Here is a 20,015-nt window from a genome sequence, read left to right on the forward strand (position 1 = left end):
GGTCATGACGCAGGCGGTCACCGATCAGGATGCCGAGCAGGAAGAGCCGGAGGGGGCGACGGAGGAGAAGCCGGCGCGCGGTGCGCCGCATGATGCGTATGCGGCGACGCTGCTGACGGTGGGTCTGGCGGGGTTCTTCGCGCTGTTGCAGCCCGCCATGGACGCTCCGTGGCTCACGGTTCCGTGGGCCGGGGCGGTCGCGGTGGTCATGGCGAGCTTGCCTCACCTCGAGCGGGCCCATCGTCCGGTTGGGGCGAAGAGCGCGGCGCGGCAGGATCAGCGGAATCAGACCATGCCCCTGGCCGTGGCACCGATGATCGCTCCGGCGCTCGCAGCGCACCAGTTGAACTGGCTGGTGCTCCAGCCGCTCCACGACGAGTAGGGTACCGGCTTGCGCTGGGTGTTCGCCTGCCTGACGCTGGCCACGCTGATCGTCGCGCCGGTCCAGGCGGCCACCAGCCTGAATCCGAGGGCCCGGGAGCTGATGACCCGCTGATCGGCGTCCTCCTTCCGGTCCTGCATACGACGACGGCCCCGCCCGAGGAAGTGCTCGGACGGGGCCGTCGTCGTGCGTCACCGCGGGGCGGCGACCCGGCTGATCAGCGGCGGCTCGCGTCGGGGATGGTCCCGTACTTCAGCGCCGACCAGAAGTCGCCGCGGACGTAGCGGGTCTCCGCGTCGGGGACGAAGTCCCAGTGGCGCATGGTGCCCTTGGTCAGGGCCTCGGCCACCAGGCGGCGCTGCGACTGGCTGGTGCGCACCTGGGCGTCCAGCGCGTCGAGGTCGTACCGCCGCTCGAGCTCGGCACGCAGGGTGGAGGCCACCTCGGCGTACTCGGGGGAGCGGGCGACGTTGGTGACCTCGTCCGGGTCGGCCTCCAGGTCGAAGAGCTGATCCGGGTCGCCGGGGCAGATGACCATCTTGTGCGGCCCGCGGACGATGGTCAGCTGCGGCTTCACCGTGCCCTCGGCGAGGTACTCGACGATGACGTCGCGGTCCTCGGGGCTGATGTCGCCGGCGGCTTCGCGCCGGGCGGTCTCCAGCATGGAGCTTCCCTCGGTCTCGAGCGACGGTGCGCCGCCGAGGTCCATCAGCGTCGGCATCAGGTCCAGCAGCGACACCGGAGTCTGGTAGCGACCCTGCGGCACCAGGTGATCCGGGCCGTTGACGATCATCGGCACCCGGGAGGAGCGCTCGTACGGGGACATCTTGTACCAGAGGCCCTTCTCGCCGAGCATGTCGCCGTGGTCGGCGGTCACGATGATCACCGTGTTCTCCGCCAGGCCGAGCTCCTCCAGGTGGGCGCGGATGCGGCCCACGTGGTCGTCGATGTAGCTCACGGCCGCGTAATACGCCCGCCGAGCGTTGCGGACGTCCTCGATCTCCGGGTCCCGGACGTCGAAGCCGGCCATCGCGCGCAGGCGGTGGCTGTGCGGGTCCTCCTCGACGGCGGGCACCTGGGGGTGCTTCGGATCGGGGATCTCTCCCTCGCCGAACCGGTCCCAGTGCTCCCGCGGCGGCTCATACGGGTCATGCGGGTGGATGAAGCTGGTGACCATCAGGAACGGCCGGTGCTCCTCGCCGTGCGCCTCGGCCCACTGGTTCGCCCGGACCCGATCGTTGAGGTGGCGGATCGTCCGGAAGCCCACCTCGTCGTCGAAGTCCTGCTGGACCGTGGCCTTGGAGACGCCGGCGTCGAAGACCGCGCCGGCCTCGTGGTACCACTGCAGCTTCTGGTCGAAGGGCAGGTCCCAGTCCGGGACCATGTCCAGGTCGGCGGGGTAGACGTCGGTGGTCAGCCGCTCCTCGAAGCCGTGGTGCTGGTCGGCGCCGATGAAGTGCATCCGGCCCACCAGAGCGGTGTGGTAGCCGGCGTTGCGCAGGTGGTGCGCGAACGTCGGGACCGAGGACGGGAAGTCGTCGCCGTTGTCGTAGCAGCCCAGCTGCGAGGGCAGCTGGCCGGTCATCATCGACGCGCGCGACGGCGAGCACAGCGGGGTGTTGCAGTAGGCCCGGTCGAAGACCGCGCCCTCGGCCGCCAGCGCGTCCATGTTCGGGGTCTTGGCGGCCTCGTCGCCGTAGGCGCCGAGCGCCTGCGCGGCCATCTGGTCCGCCTGCACCACCACGATGTTCGGAGGGGAGACAGTTCCTGAGTTGTGCGAAGTGTCCTGACCGTCGGACATGCCTGCATCCCTCCTTCTCCAGAGTCGTGGTGTGACGCATCCGTCAGGCTGGCGGACGCGAGCACCAGAGTACATGTCACTGGAGTTGCGTGCGTCTCAGTGCCCGCGGGTGTGAGGAGTCGCTCACGAACACGCCCTCAGCTCGAGGCCGAGGTGGGATCACTCGACGATGAAGTCGTCGAGATCGTAGTCGCCGTGTGGAAGGCGCCTCGCATCGTCGAGGAAGAAGGTCGAAAGGGCATCGGTGAGCCCGGAGCGCTCCCTCCGAGGATCCGCCAAGAGCCTCAGTCGGTTCCTCCGGCGCTGCTGTCGCTGAAGACAGCCATCTCAGCGATCCTCCAGCGGCCCCCGGCGAATGTCAGCTCGGCGTGCCACAGATCGTCGTTCATCTCATCCAGCGTGCGATGTTCGCCGGCGGTGTCGCAGGCGTCGCAGGAAGGGGCCGTGATGAAGGCCGGGCCGTTTGCGGACCCGTCTCGGTCGAGATCCACGCCCTCGGCCTGGACGTCGTAGCTGACGTTCGCATACCAGGCGTCGCCGTCGAGAACTCGGGTGACGTTCTCGATGCGTGCCTCACATGTGCCGCACCCATCTCCCGAGATGACTGAGAGCGGCTCCGTAGCTCCCGTCATCCTGGAATAGGCCAGTACCTCCCACCAGTGCTGAACGGCGGCTTCCGTGCCGGCTTCGGTCTTCTCGGCAACTTCGCCAGGCGCCTGCGGTCGCTCAAGGTGCCGGGCGGGACCTTCGGAGGGCGCGGGAGTCGGCTCGCCGGAGACCTCGGACGTGCCTGTCGTCTTCCTCGGGAAACGTGTCGCCGCAGTGTCCGGCCCGGAACTGTCATCGCCAGACTCGCCAGCTGTGGCCGACGTGCCCGGCTCCTCGGAACCGGCCTGTGCCTCCACCTCGGGCGATCCGCCGCAGGCGCTGAGCAGCAGTGCTCCGGCGAGCACCACCCCCACCAGGGGCAGGCGGCGCACGCGGCCGGCGCCGTCGTCGGTCGTCAGGTCAGTCCCAGTGGCCACAGGTGTCATGGGGCTCCCGCTTCGTCCCGGCAAGGTCAGGGGCAACCAGGCAGGGCGGAGGCCGCTCAGCCCGCCGGTCTAGAGATCACACCAGCCGCCGCAACTCCGCCAGGTCAGCTTGTGGACGAGGCTCCGGGCGCCGGCCGATAGGCTGGAAGCCAACCCGCCCGCACTCGACGCATCCGCCCTGGAGCAGCCCATGGACACCGCCCAGTACGCGTCATCCGACGACGCCCCTCGTCAGTCGGCCAGCCCCTGCTGCGCGCCGAGCAGCAGCGCACCGGCTGAGGCCTCCAGCGACGGGGACGCGGCGTCGCCGTCGGGATCCGTCCCCGGCCCCTCGCGCGAGCTCCTCGAAGTCCTCGCCGCCCACGCCCCGGAGCAGCTGACGATGATCGGGCTGTCCGCGACCACCTTCCGCATGGGATCCGAGGACGAGCTGGCCTACCCCGCCGACGGCGAGGGCCCGGTCCGCGAGGTCGCCGTCGGGCCCTTCGCCATCGGAGCCGCCAGTGTCACCGTCGCCGAGTTCGCCGCCTTCGTCGCCGCCACCGGCCATCGCACCGACGCCGAGACCTTCGGCGACTCGATGGTCTTCGTCGGGCGGCTCACCGACGAGCTGCGGGCGAGCACACCGGCAGTCGCCGAGGCTCCGTGGTGGCGGCAGGTCCGCGGCGCGACCTGGTTCGCCCCCGACGGTCCGGACAGCACCGCCGCAGGTCGCGAAGACCACCCAGTCACCCATGTCTCCCACCGTGATGCGCAGGCATATGCCCAGTGGGTGGGCGCGCGACTGCCCACTGAGGCGGAATGGGAGTACGCCGCCCGCGGTGGGCTGGACCAGCGGCCCTACCCGTGGGGCGCAGTCCGCGACCCCGAGGGCGTGAGGCGGATGAACATCTTCCCGGGCGACTTTCCGGAGGACCCGCACGGCGAGGCGGGCACGATGCCAGCACGGTCCTTCGAGCCCAACGGCCTCGGCCTCTACAACACCACCGGCAACGTCTGGGAGTGGACCGCCGGCACCTTCGGCGCCACGGGGAATCCGGTCGCCCGGGGCGGCTCCTACATGTGCCACGAGAACTACTGCCGCCGCTACCGCACCACCGGACGCACGCAGGCGACGGCGGACACCACCCTGGGCCACACCGGCTTCCGCATCGCCGCCGACGTCGGCTGAGCCAGCAGCGCCGCCGGCGTCACCGGCGTCGCCGCCTCACATCGGCCAGCTGGGATCCACCACGGCGTCGGGGCGGGTGCGGCGGAAGTACTCCTGCAGCGAGGCGGCCTGCTCGGCCTTCCACCCGACCTGCAGCTCGTGCAGCTCCTCGGCCGGGATCTGCAGCTGCGGATACTTCGCCGCCAGCGCGCCGGCGACCTCGACGGCGGCCCAGGCGTCCGGCGTCGCCGAATGGGCGTCGTCGAGCGTGATCCGGTAGTGCTCGCTGACGTGGCCCAGCGTGCGCTTGCCGCGACGGAACCGGTCGACCTGCTTGTCGACCACCAGCGGGTCGATGACCGGGGAGGGGAGCGGCACGTCGATGCCGTGCCGCTCGGCTTCGGCGGCCAGCACGGTGAAGTCGTACGGAGCGTTGAAGACGATCACCGGGTGGCCGGCTTCGAGCTGCTCGCGCACTGCGTGGACGATCTGCGGGATCGCCTCGGCGGCGTCCTGGCCCTCGGCCTGCACCTGCTCGGTGGAGATGCCGTGGACCGCGGTGGTCTCGGCCGGGATCTCCACACCGGGGTCGACCAGCCATTCGCGGGCGCGTTCGCGGCGACCGTCGGCGTAGACGGTCACCACCGCCGCGGAGACGATCCTGGCCACGCGGGGGTCCCGCGAGGTGGTCTCGAGGTCGAAGCCCGCTCGCGGACGGTCGTGCCAGCTCTGGCGGCTGGTCGGGAGGTCGAAGAGTGCCGGTTCATCCACGCCTCCAGCGTATCGTCCGCCGCCGACACGTCCGCGGATGACGCTCGCACAGACGGCGAGACGCAGGATGCCTCTGTGGCAGGTGTGGGAAAGCCCCCCCGTATTCCCACGCGTGCCGCGGAGTCATCCCGTCCGGCGGCGGGGCCGTGTCGGAGGGCTCTGATTGAATGTGGGCCATGAGCTTCGACGTCGCCGTCACCCCGGACGCCGCCCAGCAGGCCGTCCTCGACCGCGTCGCCGCCTGCGACCACGGCCCGCTGCTGGTCACCGGCGGGCCCGGCACGGGCAAGTCCACGCTCGCCGTCGAGCTGGCGCTGCGCTTCCTGCGCGCCGGCGGCGACTCCCACCACCTGCTGCTGCTCTCGCCCTCGCGCGCCTCCTCAGCGGCGCTGCGCGACGCGCTGGAGGCCCGGTGGGCCGCAGAGCCCGACGGCGGCTCGCTGACCGACCAGCCCTCGCGCTCCTTCGCCTCGTATGCCTTCTGGCTGCTCGGCGAGGCCCGCCGCCGCGGCTTCCTGGAGTTCGCCGCGCGGACTCCGCGGCTGCTCTCCGGCGCCGAGCAGGACCGCGAGATCGCCGCGCTGCTGGACTCCGAGCACACCGCCATCGATTGGCGGGTCACCGATCCGATCAGCGGTGCGGTGCGCATCGACCTGCGCGAGGCCGCCGCCACCGCCGGCTTCCGCAAGGAGATCCGCGAGCTCTTCGACCGCGCGGCCGAGTACGGCGTCAGCCCCGAGGAGCTCATCGCCTGGGGCGAGCAGGCCGCCTCCGGCGCCGGCCCGGGAGTTCCGGCCTGGCTGCCGGCCGGCCGGCTCTACGCCGAGTACCTCGAGCAGCTCGGCCAGCGCGCGCCCAATGCCTTCGACCCGGCCGGGCTGATCAGCCGGGCCTGCGACGTGCTGGAGGACAGCCCGCAGCTGCTGCACGAGGAGCAGGACCGGCTGCGACTGATCCTCGTCGACGACCTGCAGGAGGCCAATCCGAACATATACCGGCTGCTGCGGCTCATCGGCGCCGGCCGTCGTGTGGTCGCCTGCGCCAACCCCGACGTCGCCGTCCAGGGCTTCCGCGGCGCGCGCCCGGACCTGCTGGCCCACTGGACCGGCACGACCGGCGACCGTCCGGCCGCGGCGCAGCATGCCGAGGACGCCGGGCAGGCCGAGATGCCGGAGGAGCACGACGACGGGACGGTCACCCTGCGCGGCCGGCGCGGCTCGATGCGCCCGGACGAAGGGCTGCCCGGCCGCATCCCGGAGGTCCTCGCCCTCGACGGCGACCACCGGCTCGACGAGCCCGTCGGCGAGGTCTACGGCCGGGTCGTGCAGCGCATCGGCGCCGTCGGTGACAGCCGAGCCCACCGCGGACGCTGGGCGCAGCTGGCCACCCTGGCCCAGCAGCGCCTCGACGCGCTCGCCGAGGACCAGCGCGCTGAGGCCGAGCGGCGCGCGGCCGCGGGGGAGAAGCCCTCCTCGGGTCGGAGGTTGAACGTCGCCTCCGACGTCGACGCCCGCGGCCGCGGCGTGCACGTCGCCGTCGTCGGCGGCCAGTACCACGCCGAGCAGATGATCCTGCAGGAGGTCCTCGACCGGCACCACCGCGGCGGCGACGCCGGCGAGCCGCTGCCGCTGGACGAGATCGCCGTCGTCGTCCGCAACGGCCAGATGGTCCAGCAGATCACCCGGCTATTCCACTCCCACGGCGTGCCGGTGCGGCGCTCGATGAGCGAGATCGTGCTGCACGAGGAGGTCGCCGTCGCCCCGCTGCTGCGCATCCTGCGAGCGGTGACCGCCGAGGATCCGCTCACCGGCGCCGACGCGAAGCGGCTGCTCGCCGGCCCCTACGGCGCAGTGGACTCGGTGGCGCTGCGCCGCATCCGCCAGCGGCTGCTGACCGCCGAGCGGCGCCTGCGTGCGGAGACCGTCGACCAGCGCGACTCCGAGGAGCTGCTCGCCGTCGGGATCTCGGCTCCGGAGGATCCGACCGTCGCCGAGGCGCTGGCGACCAAGGACCCGGCGCTGGCCGGTCTGCGCCGGCTCGGCGCGATGGTCGCCGCCGCGCGGACGGCGTGGGAGCAGCTGGGAGAGTCCGCCGGCGCCGGCGACCTGCTCTGGGAGGTCTGGCAGGCCTCCGGCCGCGAGGCGCTGTGGGTGCGCCGCTCGACGCGCGGCGGCGAGGAGGCCCGCCGCGCCCACCGCGACCTGGACGCGGTGGTCTCGCTGTTCCAGGCGGCCGAGCGCTACGCCGAGCAGCTGCCCGGCCACAGCATCAGCGGCTTCGTCACCCACATGGAGGAGATGGAGCTGCCCATGGACACCCTCGCCGAGGCCTCCACCGCCCAGGATGCGGTGCACGTGCTCACTCCGGCGACGGCGGCCGGCCAGGAATTCGACACAGTGGTCATCGCCGGACTGCAGGACGGGGTCTGGCCGAACCTGACGCCGCGCGGCGAGCTGCTGGGCTCCTCCCGGCTGGTCGACGTCGTCGACGGCGACGATCCGGCCGCGGCCTCGACACGGGCGAAGCGGCTGCAGGTCCTGCAGGACGAGCACCGGCTCTTCGCCGCGGCGGTCTCGCGGGCGAAGCACCGGCTGGTGGGGATCGGCATCGAGAACACCGACGAGACGCCCAGCATGCTGCTGGATCTGATCCTGCCGCCGCTGCTGCGTCCCTCCTCGGAGCTGGCGCGTCCGCGGGCGATGACCGCGCCGACGCTCCTCGCCGAGCTGCGCCGGCGACTCGAGCAGCACCACAGTGCTGAGGCCCCGCAGACCACTCAGCCTCAGGCGCAGGAGGCCGCCCGGGCCCTGGCGCTGATGGCCTCCGCCGAGGATCCTCACGGCGGCGATCGCATCCCCGGCGCCGATCCCGAGGAGTGGTGGGGGACGGTGGATCCGCGCGAGGTCGAGCCGCTGATCACCGAGGCCGAGCTCGACGACGGCGCGCCGATCCGACTCTCGCCCTCGGCGCTGGACACCGCGTTCAACCAGCCGCTGCAGTGGTTCACCCAGCGTGCCGGCGGCGTCGCCCCGACCGACCAGGCGCGCAGCCTCGGGCTGCTGATCCACTCCATCGCCGAGGACCACCCCGAGCCGCGTGCGCGCCCGCACGAGACCCAGCAGATGCTGCTCGACGCGCTGGCCTCCCGCTGGCCGGAGCTGGGCCTGGACCCCGATTCCTGGCGCGCGGCCGGCGAGTACGCCCGGGCCCAGGAGATGATCAAGCGGATCGCCTGGTACTTGCATGCCGCCGAGGAGTCCGGGCGCAAGCACCTCATCTCCGAGGCGCACTTCACCACTGGTTCCCAGCTGCCGGTGCGCGGCACGATGCGCGAGGTCACCGTCTCCGGTCTCATCGACCGGCTGGAGCGCGAGGTCGACGACGCCGGCGAGCCCACCGGCCGCTTCTTCATCCTGGACTATAAGACCGGCCGCCACGCCCCGCGGCGCTGCGCGCACCACACCCCGCCCGGCAGCTCCCGGACCAAGCCCGAGACCTGCGAGCTCTGCGGCCACCTGCAGCTGGGCATCTACCAGACGATGCTCACCACCCCGGCCGAGGAGAAGACCGTCGTCCGCGGCGAGGACCCGGTGGAGCTGGAGCTGACCGGCGAGGTGCTCGGCGCGGCGCTGCTGCAGGTCGGCGAGGACCGCAAGAAGATCGAGGGGATCGAGTACCGCCAGGAGCCGATCACCGACGTCGACCGCCAGGACGACTGGCCCGACGGCGTCGAGCACTGGCCGCAGCTGGCGCTGCGCGAGGCCGCCGAGGTGGTCTCCGGAGCTCGTTTCCGGGCCGTGCACGGTCCCGGCGACCAGCAGTGCCGGGTCGGGACGCTCTGTCCGCTCTGCTCCTCCGGCGCCGAGGTCACCCAGCCGCTCGAATGACCTGTCAGCCCCAGCACCCCGCCGGAAGCACCCGCCCAGAAGCACCCCGGAGAGGACGCGACGAGCCCATGACCTCCCAGACCGCCTCCGGCGTCGTCGGCTCCGGCCTCAGCGCCGCCGGCCTCGCCGAGATGCTCCACGAGCCGCTCGACGGCACCTTCTTCCCGCCGACCGAGGATGAGCAGGCCCCGGTCATCGAGGCCGGGCTGGAGCCGATGCTGGTCGTCGCCGGCGCCGGCTCGGGCAAGACTGCGACGATGGCCGACCGCGTGGTCCACCAGGTCGCCGCCGGCGCGGTCAGCCCCGACGAGGTGCTCGGGGTGACCTTCACTCGCAAGGCCGCCGGCGAGCTGCGCGAACGGATCGTGGCCAAGCTGCGGCGCCTGGAGCAGAAGGGACTGCTGGACCCGGCCGATCTGCTGCCCGAGGGCTCGGCGGCCGCCGCCGTCGGCGCCGGGGGACTGGTCGAGCTGCTGGCCCCGACAGTGGCGACCTACCACTCGTATGCGAATTCGCTGGTGCAGGAGTACGGGCTGCAGCTGGGCCTTGAGCCGGAGACCACGATGCTCAGCGACGCCGATGCGTGGCAGATCGTGATGCGGCTCGTCGAGGAGCATGAGCCCTCGGACCCGCAGAAGCTGGTCGATCTGGAGGTCAGCCCGCGCAGCCTGGCCGGTCAGGTGCTGAAGCTGGTCGGCGACTGCAGTGAGCATCTGATCGAAGATCTCGACGTGGTGCGCAGCTTCCTGGACGCCGAGATCGCCCGCGTCGAGGCGCTGCCGATGGGGAAGTCCGGCAATCGGGCCAAAAGCTGGGGCGCGGCCGAGGACAAGCTGCTCGACAACCTGACCATCCGCCGGATCGTCGTCGACCTCGCCGAGGAGTACCGCCGGCAGAAGGCCGAGCTGAAGGTCATGGACTACGGCGACCTGCTGGTCCACGCGGTGCGCATCGCCGGCAGCACCACTGCGCGCGGGGCCGAGCAGGAGAAGTACCGGCTGGTCATGCTCGACGAGTTCCAGGACACTTCGCACGCCCAGTTGGAGTTGTTCTCCCGCCTCTTCGCCGGCGTCGAGGGCATCGGCGTCACCGCCGTGGGCGACCCGAACCAGTCGATCTACGGCTTCCGCGGCGCCTCGGCGGGCCAGCTGTTCAGCTTCCTGGACCGCTTCACCTGGACCGAGTCCGTGACGACGGCGCAGCGGGTGCCGCAGCAGCTGCAGCTCACCCGCGCCTGGCGGAACGGGCAGGTCATCCTGGACGCGGCGAACCGGCTGGTCGAGCCCTTCCGCGAGCACCAGCCGCGCTGGGCGCCGTCGTGGAAGCGGCATAAGCAGGAGCAGCGGCGGATCGCACGGCTGCGCGCCGGCAAGGGCCACCGCGGGGCGGTGCGGCTGGGCTGGTACGAGACCGGCGACGCCGAGGCCGCCGCCGTCGCCGACCAGCTCGCCGCCGAGCTCGCCGCCGGCGAGGAGTCCGGCGAACGTCCCACCGCCGCGGTGCTCTCCCGCAAGCGCAGCCATCTGAGCGCAGTGGCCGAGGAGCTCGCCCGCCGTGGGGTGCCCTATGAGTTCGTCGGACTCTCCGGACTGCTCTCCACGCCGGAAGTCGTGCAGGTGATCTCCTTCCTGCAGGTCATCGCCGACGCCTCCCGCTCGGATGCGCTGATCCGGGTCCTGGCCGGGCCGAAGTACCAGGTGCCGCCGCGGGACCTGATGCGGCTGAACCGGCTGGCCTCCTCACTGGTGAAGCGCCGTGAGAAGCGGGCGGCGCGAGCGGCCGAGGAGCGGGCGGCGGCCGGGGAAGCCGGTACGTCCGGGAGCTCGGGGACTGACGACGTCGACGCCGCGGCCCCGGTCCAGGAGGTCGCCGAGATGGCCTCGCTGGTCGAGGCGCTGGCCCAGCTGCCGGAGGAGTCCGACCACGGTGACTTCGAGGGCTTCAGCGCCGAGGGTCTGGCCCGGCTGCGTGCGGCCCAGCGGGATCTGCAGCGGCTGCGCGGTGCGGCGGGCCTGGATCTGTCCTCGCTGATCGAGCGGATCATCGAGGACACCGGGCTCGGCGTCGAGGTCCTCGCCCGGCCGGGGGAGGAGCAGCACACCGCCACCCGTCAGCTGGACGCGCTGATCCAGCATGCCGAGTCATTCGTCGCCCAGGCGCCCGGCCGGGCGGATCTGACCGGCTTCCTCGAGTGGGTCGACGCCGCTGAGGATCAGGAGAACGGGCTGGCCCAGGCCGCGGTGGAGCCGACGCCGGGGGCGGTGCAGCTGCTGACCGTCCACGCCTCGAAGGGGCTGGAGTGGGAGGTCGTCGCCGTCGTCGGCCTGCGTGAGGGCCAGTTCCCCTCGGAGAAGGCCGATCACTGGCTGCAGCGGAACGGCCAGCTGCCTGCGCCGTTGCGCGGGGACGCCGAGAGTCTGCCGCAGTGGGAAAGCGACCAGGAGACGGTGGCGCTGTGGTCGGCCGCCTCCGGAGAGGCTTCGGACACCGCCTACCGCAAGGCCGAGGCCGAGCGGCTGGGCATCGACGAGTCCCAGGTGGCGTCCTATAAGAAGCAGGTCAAGGAGTTCTCCCGGCAGGAGGAGCGGCGGCTGGTCTATGTGGCCGTCACCCGGGCCGAGCGGCTGCTGCTGGCCACCGGGGCACGGTTCTACGGGGCGACCAAGGGGGATCTGCCCTCGGTGTTCCTGCGCGAGCTGGCCGAGGTCGACGGCGTCGAGTGGATGACCGCCGAGGACGAGACCGGCGAGTCCCGTCAGCTGCGGCTGCCTGAGGAGGTCGCCGATCCCGGTCTCGAGGAGTCGTTCGATCCTGATGACGAAGCCGTCGCCAAGGAGTTCACGAACGAGCCCAACCCGCGCGGGGCCGAGAAGCTCGGCGTCGACTGGCCGATCGATCCGTTGGCGACCACGCCGGTGCGTCGCTATACAGAGCGTCGCTTCGCCGACCAGCCCTGGCGCGCCCCGGAACTGGAGCCGGTCGACGACGGCGAGCCGGCCTCGACCACGCGCCGGCCGGCGGTGGAGGCGAGCCTGGAGGCCGTCCGCCGCGCCGTCGCCGAGGGGGTGGAGCCGGACCCGGCCAGCGAGGTGGAGCAGGAGGCCCAGTGGGTGGTCGACCGGTTCCTGGCCGCCCGCCGGCCCGTCGGCCGGCCGCATATGCCGCAGAACTTGAGCACCTCGCGATTCGTGGAGCTGGAGAAGGACAGCGCCGACGTCGCCCAGCAGTATCTGCGGCCGGTGCCGAAGAAGCCCTCCCACGTGATGCGCCGGGGCACGGCCGTGCATGCCTTCATCGAGGACTTCTACGGGCACAAGGCCGGCCTCGACGGCGTGGAGGACCCGCTGGAGGGCGACCAGCACCTGGACGAGGCCTTCGGGATCGCCGAGGTGCGCGAGGCGCTGGAGGTCTCGCCGTGGGGCGAGCGGCAGATGGCGGCGATGGAGATCGCGATGAAGACCTCGCTGGACGGGGTGACCATCAGCGGTCGCACCGACGCGGTCTTCGGCATCACCGCCGACGGCGATGACGTGCTGGCAGCCGACTTCGACCGCTGGCAGGTGTTGCCCAGAGACGAGCGCAACGCGCTGATGAGCCGGTGCAGCTGGCATCTGGTCGACTGGAAGACCGGGCGCGTGCCGACGGGCGACGACCTGCGGAACAAGCAGCTGCAGCTGGCGATCTACCGACTGGCCTTCAGCCTGAACTACGGAGTGGACCTGCAGCAGATCGAGGCCTCGTTCTACTACGTGGATCACCGCACGCCGGTGCACGCGGAGAATCTGCCCGATGCCGAGCAGCTGCGCACGGTGATCCGCTCGGCGCGGCAACACTTCGCGGAGTGAGCAGAGCGGTGTTGTCGACGATGGAACGCTAGCTAACGACGGCATAAGCGACGACGAGGGGCCACCACGTTGGAACAACTAGAGCAACGGTTGCGAGCGGACTTGCAGTTTCGTGAACTGGCATTCCGCTGGCTGCACCTCAAGAGTGAGGCAGCAACTCGATCCCTGCTTCGATCTGAGATTGAGGAGTTCGAAGGGCATGTCCCGGAAGCACGCTATCGACTGATCCTCCAAGAGGGAATCTGGAAGCCGGCAGAGCTTATGGGGGCCTTGTCCCTTACGAGCGGGGCCCCTGGCGGCCGGAAGGGACGCAACGTATATGACGACGTTCTTACGGAGCAGGGTTACGTCGAGTATGAGTTTGTGTCGTCACCGAAGAAGCAGCATCAGAACCAAGCGCTAAGGGACGCATTCCACTACGGGCTCCCGTTGATCTACTTTCGCGGAATTCGTAAGTCACTGTTTGACGCCTACTTCCCCGTGTGGATCGTGCACGTCGATGAGGAGAAGAAGCGGGTCCTTCTAAATATTGTTGATGGCGCCACCCCCGGAGGTCGCCTGGACCTGACATTCTCCGAGCATGGTGCACTCCCCGAGAGCGAGCCGGCCTATGGTGAACACGTCGTGCGGACTAGGCTTCATCAGCGGGACTTCCGGGCCAGCGTTATGTACTCTTACCGCACTCAATGTGCAGTGTGCTCGTTGGGACACGCTCGTCTCTTGGACGCGGCGCACATCGTGCCTGACCGAGATGGCGGGATTCCTGACGTGAATAACGGTCTGTCGCTATGCAAGATCCACCACTCGGCGTTCGACGCGAACATTTTGGGGGTGGATCCGAACTACAAGGTTCACATTCGGCACGACATACTGAACGAGGCCGACGGGCCGATGTTGAAGCACGGCCTACAGGATCACCATGGCCAGCCACTCCGGGTTGTGCCGCAGAACAGGAACGAACGCGCTGGTAAGGACCATCTCGAGTACCGATTTAGCCAGTTCCAGGACGCCTAGGCCGAATTCCCACTAGGAGGAGTTCCCGTCTATCCCCGCACGGGCTTCAGCACCGGCTGTCCGGGGTGCGCGCGGCGGGTCAGCACCACCGCGTACATCGTGATGGCCACGCCGATGACCGCTGCGATCGAGCCGACGTAGCTGGGCGCCCGCAGACCCCAGTCCAGGTCGATCACGGCCGCGCCCATGGCTGCGCCGAGGGCGTTGGCGGCGTTGAACGCCGAGTGGTGCAGCGAGGCCGCCAGTTGCGGCGAGTTCGGCGTGGCGTCGATCAGGTGGGTCTGCATCGCCGGGCCGAGGGCGGAGGCCGAGACGCCGACGAGGAACAGGAAGAGCAGCGCCGGCACCACCACGTGCGCGGTGGCGGCGAAGAGCACCATGAACACCGCCACCAGGCCCATCGCCAGCACCACAGTGCCCAGCACGGTCTTGTCCGAGCTCCAGCCGCCAAGGAAGTTGCCGCAGACCATGCCGAAGCCGTAGAGCCCCACGACCCACGGCAGATACGACGCATCCAGGCCGGTCACGTCGGTCATCACCGGGGAGATGTAGGAGTACAGCGCGAACATCCCGGAGAAGCCGATCACCGAGAGCCCGATGCCGACCCACAGTCGCCGATTGGCCAGGCCCTTGAGCTCGCCGCGCTTCGAGGCCGAGGCATGCGGCTCCTGGCGCGGGGTCAGCGTGGCCACGGCGATCATAGTGATCACCGCCAGCACCATCACGATGGCGAACATCCAGCGCCAGCCGAACTGCTGACCCGCCCAGGTCACGATGGGCACGCCGATGACATTGGCGACGGCCAGACCACCCATCACCACGGCGATCGCCCGGGAACGCTTGGTCGGACCGGCCAGATGCGCGGCCATCAGCGCGGCCACGCCGAAGAACGCCCCGTGGGGCAGTCCAGAGATGAAGCGGGCGACGAGCATCAGCTCGTAGTTCGGCGCGATCAGGCTCAGCAGATGCCCGACGGTGAACAGTCCCAGCAGGATCAGTGCGTAGCTGCGCCGCTCGCGGGTGGCGCCGAAGAGCCCCAGCACCGGAGCGCCGACGACGACGCCGAGCGCGTAGGCGCTGATCAGCAGCCCGCCCTGCGAGCGGGTGACGTCCAGATCGGCCACGGCCTCCTGGAGCAGCCCCATGATCGCGAACTCCGTGGTGCCGATCGCGAAGCCGCCGGTGGCCAGCGCGAGGATCGCCAACACCACCTGCTTGCGCGAGAAGCGCGGAGCATCGGTGACCAGCGGAGCGCCGTCGTGGTCGGGAGTCTGGGTCGAGGTTGCCAAGCAGCAGCCCTTTCATCGGTCGTCGGAGCGATCGCCTGCCCGGCTGATCGCAGCGTCAGAGTCGGAGCCGCGGCACGGCTCGGCCCCGCACACCGATGTGCAGCGCAACAGTCCCCAACCGACGCGGCGGGGACGCCATTCCCCGCACGCGCCCGATGAGAGACAGATCAAACGGACTCCGCCGACGCCTCGGCCGGACGTCGTTGCGGAGACCACGGCCGGCCCGGGGAGAGAGCCGGCCGCAGCAGGGGAGCGGGCCTCAGGACTTCGGCGGTCGCAGACCCGGGAAGGTCGAGTAGACCGAGTCGGAGGTGTCCGTCAGTCGGCTCGGCCGGGAGGAGGACGACGGCGCCTCAGGTTCAGACGTCGTGTCCTCCTGCTCCTCCTGCCGCGACGGCTCGGCCGCGTCCTCCGGCTCCTCGGCGGGCTTGGAGCTCGGCGCCGGGAAGAAGCGCTTCTCCCGGGCCCGCCGGTCGGCGTCCTCGTCGGGGGCGATGGGAAGCTCCCCGGTGGTCGGTCCGGTGGTCTCGGTGGTCTCGGCGTTCTCAGCGGACTCGGCGGTGTGCTCCGGCTCCTCGGCGGCGACGGCGGGAAACGCCCCGGTGGGCTGCTCATCCGGGGCGAGGGCGGCGTCGCCGTTGTCGGGTGCGCCGGTGCCCGGCGGCGGAATCTCGCCGGTGGGCTGCTCCTCGGCCGCCGCAGGCTGCTGCGGGCGCGGCACCAGTGTCGTGTGCTGGGCACCTTCGTGCGCGACGGACGGCGAGGGCTCGGTGTCCGGCTCGGTGTCCGGTTCGCCGTCCAGCTCGGCGTCCGGTTCGGCGTCCGGTTCGGTGTCCGGTTCGGTGTCCGGTTCGGACTGCGGCCGGGGCTCGGCCGCCGGGGCGGCCGTCCCGGCGGAGGACTCGCCCGATTCCTCGCCCGATTCCTCGCCCGCTTCCTCGTGCGGTGCGCCGTGCTCGGGCTCGTCGGCGCTGGCGTCGGTGATCACAGCCGGTTCGTCGTCGCCGACGCCGGAGTCGGACCAGTCGCCGGTGTCGGCCACTGTGGCCGCCGCCCCGGGGCGGGCCACCGGCTTCGAGTCCTGCGTCCCGGCGTGCCCGGTCTGGCCGGCCTGACCGCTCGCACCGACCGGGTCGACGGCGTCGGTCGGCCCGCCGTCCGGCGAGCTCAGCGAGATCGGCTGTCCGCCGTGGGCGAGGACGTCCTCCTCCAGCTGGCGCAGCAGCTCGCGGGCCTCGTCGACCATCTCCTGGTTCTCGGTGGCGTGTCCGCGCACCAGCCACTGGGCCAGGGCGAACTCCGCCGAGAGCGCCGCCCGGCGCATCAGGTGCGGGTCCGAGGGCCCCCGGCGGTGGGAGCGGTAGGCGGCCAGCACCGCGTCGGAGAACTCCACCTCCGGCGAGGCGGTCAGCCAGGCGAAGTCGGCGGCCGGGTCCCCGATGTGCAGGTCGGTCCAGCCGGTCACCGCAACCACGCGCTGCTCGTCGATCAGCAGAGCGTCCTCGTGCAGATCCCCGTGGGTGACCGTCGGGGTGAAGTCCCAGAGCTCGCGCTCCTCCATGGCGTGCTCCCAGCGGCGCAGCAGCGTCGAGGGGATCTGGCCGGTGGTCGCGGCCTGGTCGAGCTCGTTGAGCCGGCGCTGGCGGAAGCGCTCGGCGGAGTAGCGCGGCAGGTCGGCGTCGTCGACGACGTTCTCGTCCAGGTCATGGATCGCGGCGATGGTGGCGCCGATGTCGTCGATCATCTCGGCCGGGCCGCGGTTGAGCTCCTCGAGCTCCGCCGAGTCCCCGGGCAGGTGGTTGTAGACGAAGGTGCGCAGCTCGCCGCGGCGGACGGCGCCGGCCACCGAGGGCAGCCGGAAGGGCAGCTCCGCCCGGATCCCGGTGGAGAAGCCGCGCAGCACCTGCAGCTCGGTCTCCAGGCGCATCGCGGCCTCCTGGTGCTGCGGCGAGCGCACGCGCCAGCGGCCGCCCTCGACGTCGACGACGATCGCCGAGGTGAAGTCCCGCGCATCGTCGGCGGCCGCGGCCACACCCGTGGGGGAGAGTCCCGGCACGGCGGCGGTGGCCATCGCCGCCAGCTCCATCGAAGTCCATCGCACGCACCCCAGCGTATGGGACGTCACCGGCGACGGCACGATGGGCCACGGTGTTTCCCCGAAATCGCCTCCCCGGCGGCGGTCCCGCGGCAGTCGACGGCGCGCCGCGGACGCGGACCATCCGGGTGGCCGTCCGGGAGGCGGTCCAGGAGGCGGTCCGGGAGTGCGCCCGGGCTGGAAGAATCGCAGGCATGAGCGACTCTGCCGTGCCCGCGGACTCCTGGATGCGCCGCCGCCAGGTGCCGCTGTACGTCGCCGCGCTGGTGGTCGGCGCCGTCGTCGGGCTGGCCGTGCCGTCGCTGGCCGTCGTCGCCGAGGTGCTCGTCCACCCGGTGCTGGGGGTGCTGCTCTACGCGACCTTCCTGGAGGTCCCGGCGGCCGCCGTCGGGCGTGCCGTGCGCGACCGACGCTTCCTCGCCGCGGCGCTGGGCGTCAATCTGCTGCTCGTCCCGCCGGTGGTGTGGCTGCTCTCCCGGCCCGTCGCCGACGATCCGGCGGTGCTGCTCGGCGTGCTCTTCGTGCTGCTGACCCCGTGCGTGGACTACGTCGTGGTCTTCGCCGGGTTGGCCGGGGGCGCGCAGGAGCGGCTGCTGGCGATCACGCCGCTGCTGATGATCGGGCAGATGGCGCTGCTGCCGCCGGCGCTGTGGCTGCTCGCCGGGCCGCAGGCGCTGGCCACGTTGTCTCCGGAGCCCTTCCTCGCCGCCTTCGTGCTGCTGATCGTGCTGCCGCTGGCGGCGGCCTGGATCACCCAGGCCGCCGCGCGGCGCACGCGGCCGGCGGCGGCGCTGGAGCAGGCCGGATCCGGGGCGATGGTGCCGCTGATGATGCTCACCCTGGCGACGGTCGTGGTCTCGCAGATCGCCGCCGTCGCCGATCAGCTCGCCGCCCTGCTGCAGGTGATCCCGCTCTATGTGCTCTTCGCAGCGATCATGGTCGTCCTCGGCCTGGCCGTCGGGCGGCTGGCCGGCATGGACGTCGCCGGCCGGCGGGCGGTGATCTTCTCCGGGGCGACGCGCAACTCGCTGGTCGTGCTGCCGCTGGTGCTCGCGCTGCCGGACCGGTTCGCGCTCGCCGCACTGGTGGTGGTGACCCAGACCCTGGTCGAGCTGGTGCTCCTGGTGCTCATGGTCCGGGCGGTGCCGCGGCTGGTGCCGCAGCGCCTCAGGGGCAGGGGATGACCCAGCAGTAGAACGGGTCGCCGGCGGCGGTCACAGTGGACAGCAGGGTGGCCACAGATGTCAGGAGGTTCATCGGACCTCTCCTCTCTGGGGATGCGAGTGCGATGGCGAGACGGTCAGTCTCCGGTGTCAGTCTCCTGCAGGACGGTGACGGGGACCAGACCTGTCGGCTCCCGTCGGGTGACCGGCAGGTGACGATCCGGCGGCCCGACGGCGGCGATCGATGCCGGTGTCGTCGCCGACGGTGCGTAGGATGCCTGCTGTGATCCCGGAGACGACCGCCGCGCCGGAGAAGCCGAGGAAGGGCCGCTGATGGACCCTGTGCTGCCCCGCATCGGCCGCTCGCTGCGCCGCCATCTCAGCGCGCCGCCGCTGAGCTGGCGCACCCGACTGATCATCTGGGGATTCCTGGTCGCGTATCTCGCGCTCGAGCTCGCCTCGGCGCTGGGCATGTTCGGCGAGAACACCGCCGGCGTCGGCCGGGACGGCTTCGCCGAGGTCGCCGTGGTCGGGCTGCTGATCGTGCTGGCCTCGCTCTCCGCGCCGGCCGGGACGCTGCTGATGTTCGTCTTCGCCTTCGGCACGGTGACCGACTGGTACCCGATGAACTTTGCGATGGGCTTCGTGTTCATCGCGGCCTGCCTGACGCGCACCGCGACCTGGGGCTTCACCTGCTTCAGCGCCGTCCTCTATCTGGGCTGGGCGACGACGGTGCTGCTGACCGGCCATCCCGTCGCCGTCGCGCTGGTCTCCTTCTTCCTGGTGCTGCTCGGCACCACCATCGGCTGGTACTTCCGCGCCCACGACGCCCGGGTGCGGCGGATCGTGCAGGACCTGGACCGCCAGGCCGAGATCCGTGAGGAGGCCGTCGCCGCCGAGCGCCGGCGGATCGCCTCGGAGATGCACGACGTCGTCGCCCACGGGATGACGGTGGTGGCCATGCAGTGCTCGGTGCTGGAGACGCTCGACGAGCCCGAGGCCCGCCGCTCGGTGCAGCGCACCATCCGGGAGGCGGCCGGCCAGTCGCTGGTGGATCTGCGGCGGCTGCTGGTCGCGCTGCACGGCAGCCAGCGGTCCGACGGCGAGGACGCGCCCGACGGCGGCGAGGGCCTGGACGCGCTGCGGCGCTTCGGCGAGCGGCTCGAGGAGGGCGGCTACACCGTGCGGCTGCGCCTCGAGGCGCCCGAGGACCTGCAGCGCTCGCTGGAGCTGACCGTGCTGCGGGTGGTCCAGGAGTCGGTGACCAACATCCTCAAGCACGGCCCGGGCGAGGGCGAGGTGTCCCTGGAGGTCGTCGCCGAGGTCGGGCAGGTGCGCGTCGAGATCTCCAGCCCGATCCCGGAGCAGCAGGCGGAGCGCAACACCGCCGGCGCCGGGATGGGGCTGGCCGGCATGGAGGAGCGTCTGCGGGTCTTCGAGGGCACGCTGGGCTGGGGCCCGGCCGACGGACGCTGGCTGGTCTCGGCGACGCTGCCGCTGCGCGGACAGGGCTGAGACGCCGGACGGCCGGCGCGCGACGAGGCGCCGACGAGCCGATCCGCCGCGGTCCTGCACAGTGGCCGG

Annotated in this window: 12 protein-coding genes; 7 read left to right on the plus strand and 5 right to left on the minus strand. The window is 71.4% G+C overall.

Annotated elements, in window-relative coordinates; all coding sequences use genetic code 11:
- The first annotated feature begins 4 nt into the window (after nt 1-4).
- Nucleotides 5-382 (plus strand): hypothetical protein, encoded by a 378-nt coding sequence (locus GCL72_RS03950; RefSeq protein ID WP_153143415.1) that lies wholly within the window; start codon nt 5-7, stop codon nt 380-382.
- Nucleotides 383-599: 217 nt separating this feature from the next.
- Here the strand turns inward: GCL72_RS03950 and betC are convergent, their stop codons facing one another.
- Both betC and GCL72_RS03960 read right to left on the minus strand, forming a co-directional pair.
- Nucleotides 600-2,183, minus strand: coding sequence for a choline-sulfatase (gene betC, locus GCL72_RS03955; protein WP_153143416.1), 1,584 nt, complete (start codon nt 2,181-2,183; stop codon nt 600-602).
- Between the two features lie 284 nt (nt 2,184-2,467).
- A complete protein-coding gene (locus GCL72_RS03960) occupies nt 2,468-3,217 on the minus strand; it encodes a DUF6318 family protein (protein WP_153143417.1) in 750 nt (249 codons plus the stop codon).
- 190 nt (nt 3,218-3,407) lie between these two features.
- Between GCL72_RS03960 and GCL72_RS03965 the strand changes: the two genes are divergently transcribed.
- Complete coding sequence (locus GCL72_RS03965) at nt 3,408-4,388, plus strand: SUMF1/EgtB/PvdO family nonheme iron enzyme (RefSeq protein ID WP_153143418.1); 981 nt, start codon at nt 3,408-3,410, stop codon at nt 4,386-4,388.
- 36 nt (nt 4,389-4,424) lie between these two features.
- On the opposite strand, the gene GCL72_RS03970 is transcribed toward GCL72_RS03965, so the two are convergent.
- Nucleotides 4,425-5,138 carry a 3'-5' exonuclease gene (locus GCL72_RS03970; protein ID WP_153143419.1) on the minus strand — a complete coding sequence of 238 codons (714 nt, stop codon included), beginning with the start codon at nt 5,136-5,138 and terminating at the stop codon, nt 4,425-4,427.
- Between the two features lie 176 nt (nt 5,139-5,314).
- Here GCL72_RS03970 and GCL72_RS03975 point away from each other — a divergent pair, with 176 nt between their 5' ends.
- The 3 genes from GCL72_RS03975 (at nt 5,315) to GCL72_RS03985 (ending at nt 13,884) form a co-directional block, all read left to right on the plus strand.
- Complete coding sequence (locus GCL72_RS03975) at nt 5,315-9,025, plus strand: UrvD/REP family ATP-dependent DNA helicase (RefSeq protein ID WP_170289549.1); 3,711 nt, start codon at nt 5,315-5,317, stop codon at nt 9,023-9,025.
- 68 nt (nt 9,026-9,093) lie between these two features.
- Nucleotides 9,094-12,870, plus strand: a complete 3,777-nt coding sequence (locus GCL72_RS03980) for an ATP-dependent DNA helicase (protein ID WP_170289550.1) — start codon at nt 9,094-9,096, stop codon at nt 12,868-12,870.
- Nucleotides 12,871-12,939: 69 nt separating this feature from the next.
- Entirely contained in the window at nt 12,940-13,884 is a 945-nt protein-coding gene (locus tag GCL72_RS03985; protein WP_246161000.1) for an HNH endonuclease, read from the plus strand.
- A gap of 29 nt (nt 13,885-13,913) precedes the next feature.
- Here the strand turns inward: GCL72_RS03985 and GCL72_RS03990 are convergent, their stop codons facing one another.
- Together GCL72_RS03990 and GCL72_RS09950 are read right to left on the minus strand one after the other, a co-directional pair.
- On the minus strand, nt 13,914-15,173 hold the full coding sequence (locus GCL72_RS03990; protein ID WP_153143422.1) for an MFS transporter: 1,260 nt from the start codon (nt 15,171-15,173) through the stop codon (nt 13,914-13,916).
- Nucleotides 15,174-15,432: 259 nt separating this feature from the next.
- The gene (locus GCL72_RS09950) at nt 15,433-17,274 is read right to left on the minus strand and encodes a phosphotransferase (protein ID WP_343030140.1); all 1,842 of its coding nucleotides are present in this window, start codon (nt 17,272-17,274) and stop codon (nt 15,433-15,435) included.
- A gap of 188 nt (nt 17,275-17,462) precedes the next feature.
- On the opposite strand from GCL72_RS09950, the gene GCL72_RS04000 reads away from it, so the two are divergent.
- Both GCL72_RS04000 and GCL72_RS04005 read left to right on the plus strand, forming a co-directional pair.
- Complete coding sequence (locus tag GCL72_RS04000) at nt 17,463-18,452, plus strand: arsenic resistance protein (protein WP_153143423.1); 990 nt, start codon at nt 17,463-17,465, stop codon at nt 18,450-18,452.
- Between the two features lie 312 nt (nt 18,453-18,764).
- Entirely contained in the window at nt 18,765-19,946 is a 1,182-nt protein-coding gene (locus GCL72_RS04005; protein WP_153143424.1) for a sensor histidine kinase, read from the plus strand.
- The last annotated feature ends 69 nt before the right edge of the window (nt 19,947-20,015 follow it).

The organism is Nesterenkonia halophila (assembly GCF_009467795.1).
GTDB lineage: Bacteria > Actinomycetota > Actinomycetes > Actinomycetales > Micrococcaceae > Nesterenkonia > Nesterenkonia halobia.

Excerpts from the sequence above, each read along its gene's own strand:
- GCL72_RS03960 (WP_153143417.1), bottom strand. The coding sequence starts at position 3,217 with ATGACACCTGTGGCCACTGGGACTGACCTGACGACCGACGACGGCGCC.
- GCL72_RS04005 (WP_153143424.1), top strand. The coding sequence starts at position 18,765 with ATGGACCCTGTGCTGCCCCGCATCGGCCGCTCGCTGCGCCGCCATCTC.
- GCL72_RS03975 (WP_170289549.1), top strand. The coding sequence starts at position 5,315 with ATGAGCTTCGACGTCGCCGTCACCCCGGACGCCGCCCAGCAGGCCGTC.
- GCL72_RS03965 (WP_153143418.1), top strand. The coding sequence starts at position 3,408 with ATGGACACCGCCCAGTACGCGTCATCCGACGACGCCCCTCGTCAGTCG.
- GCL72_RS04000 (WP_153143423.1), top strand. The coding sequence starts at position 17,463 with ATGAGCGACTCTGCCGTGCCCGCGGACTCCTGGATGCGCCGCCGCCAG.
- GCL72_RS03980 (WP_170289550.1), top strand. The coding sequence starts at position 9,094 with ATGACCTCCCAGACCGCCTCCGGCGTCGTCGGCTCCGGCCTCAGCGCC.
- betC (WP_153143416.1), bottom strand. The coding sequence starts at position 2,183 with ATGTCCGACGGTCAGGACACTTCGCACAACTCAGGAACTGTCTCCCCT.
- GCL72_RS03950 (WP_153143415.1), top strand. The coding sequence starts at position 5 with ATGACGCAGGCGGTCACCGATCAGGATGCCGAGCAGGAAGAGCCGGAG.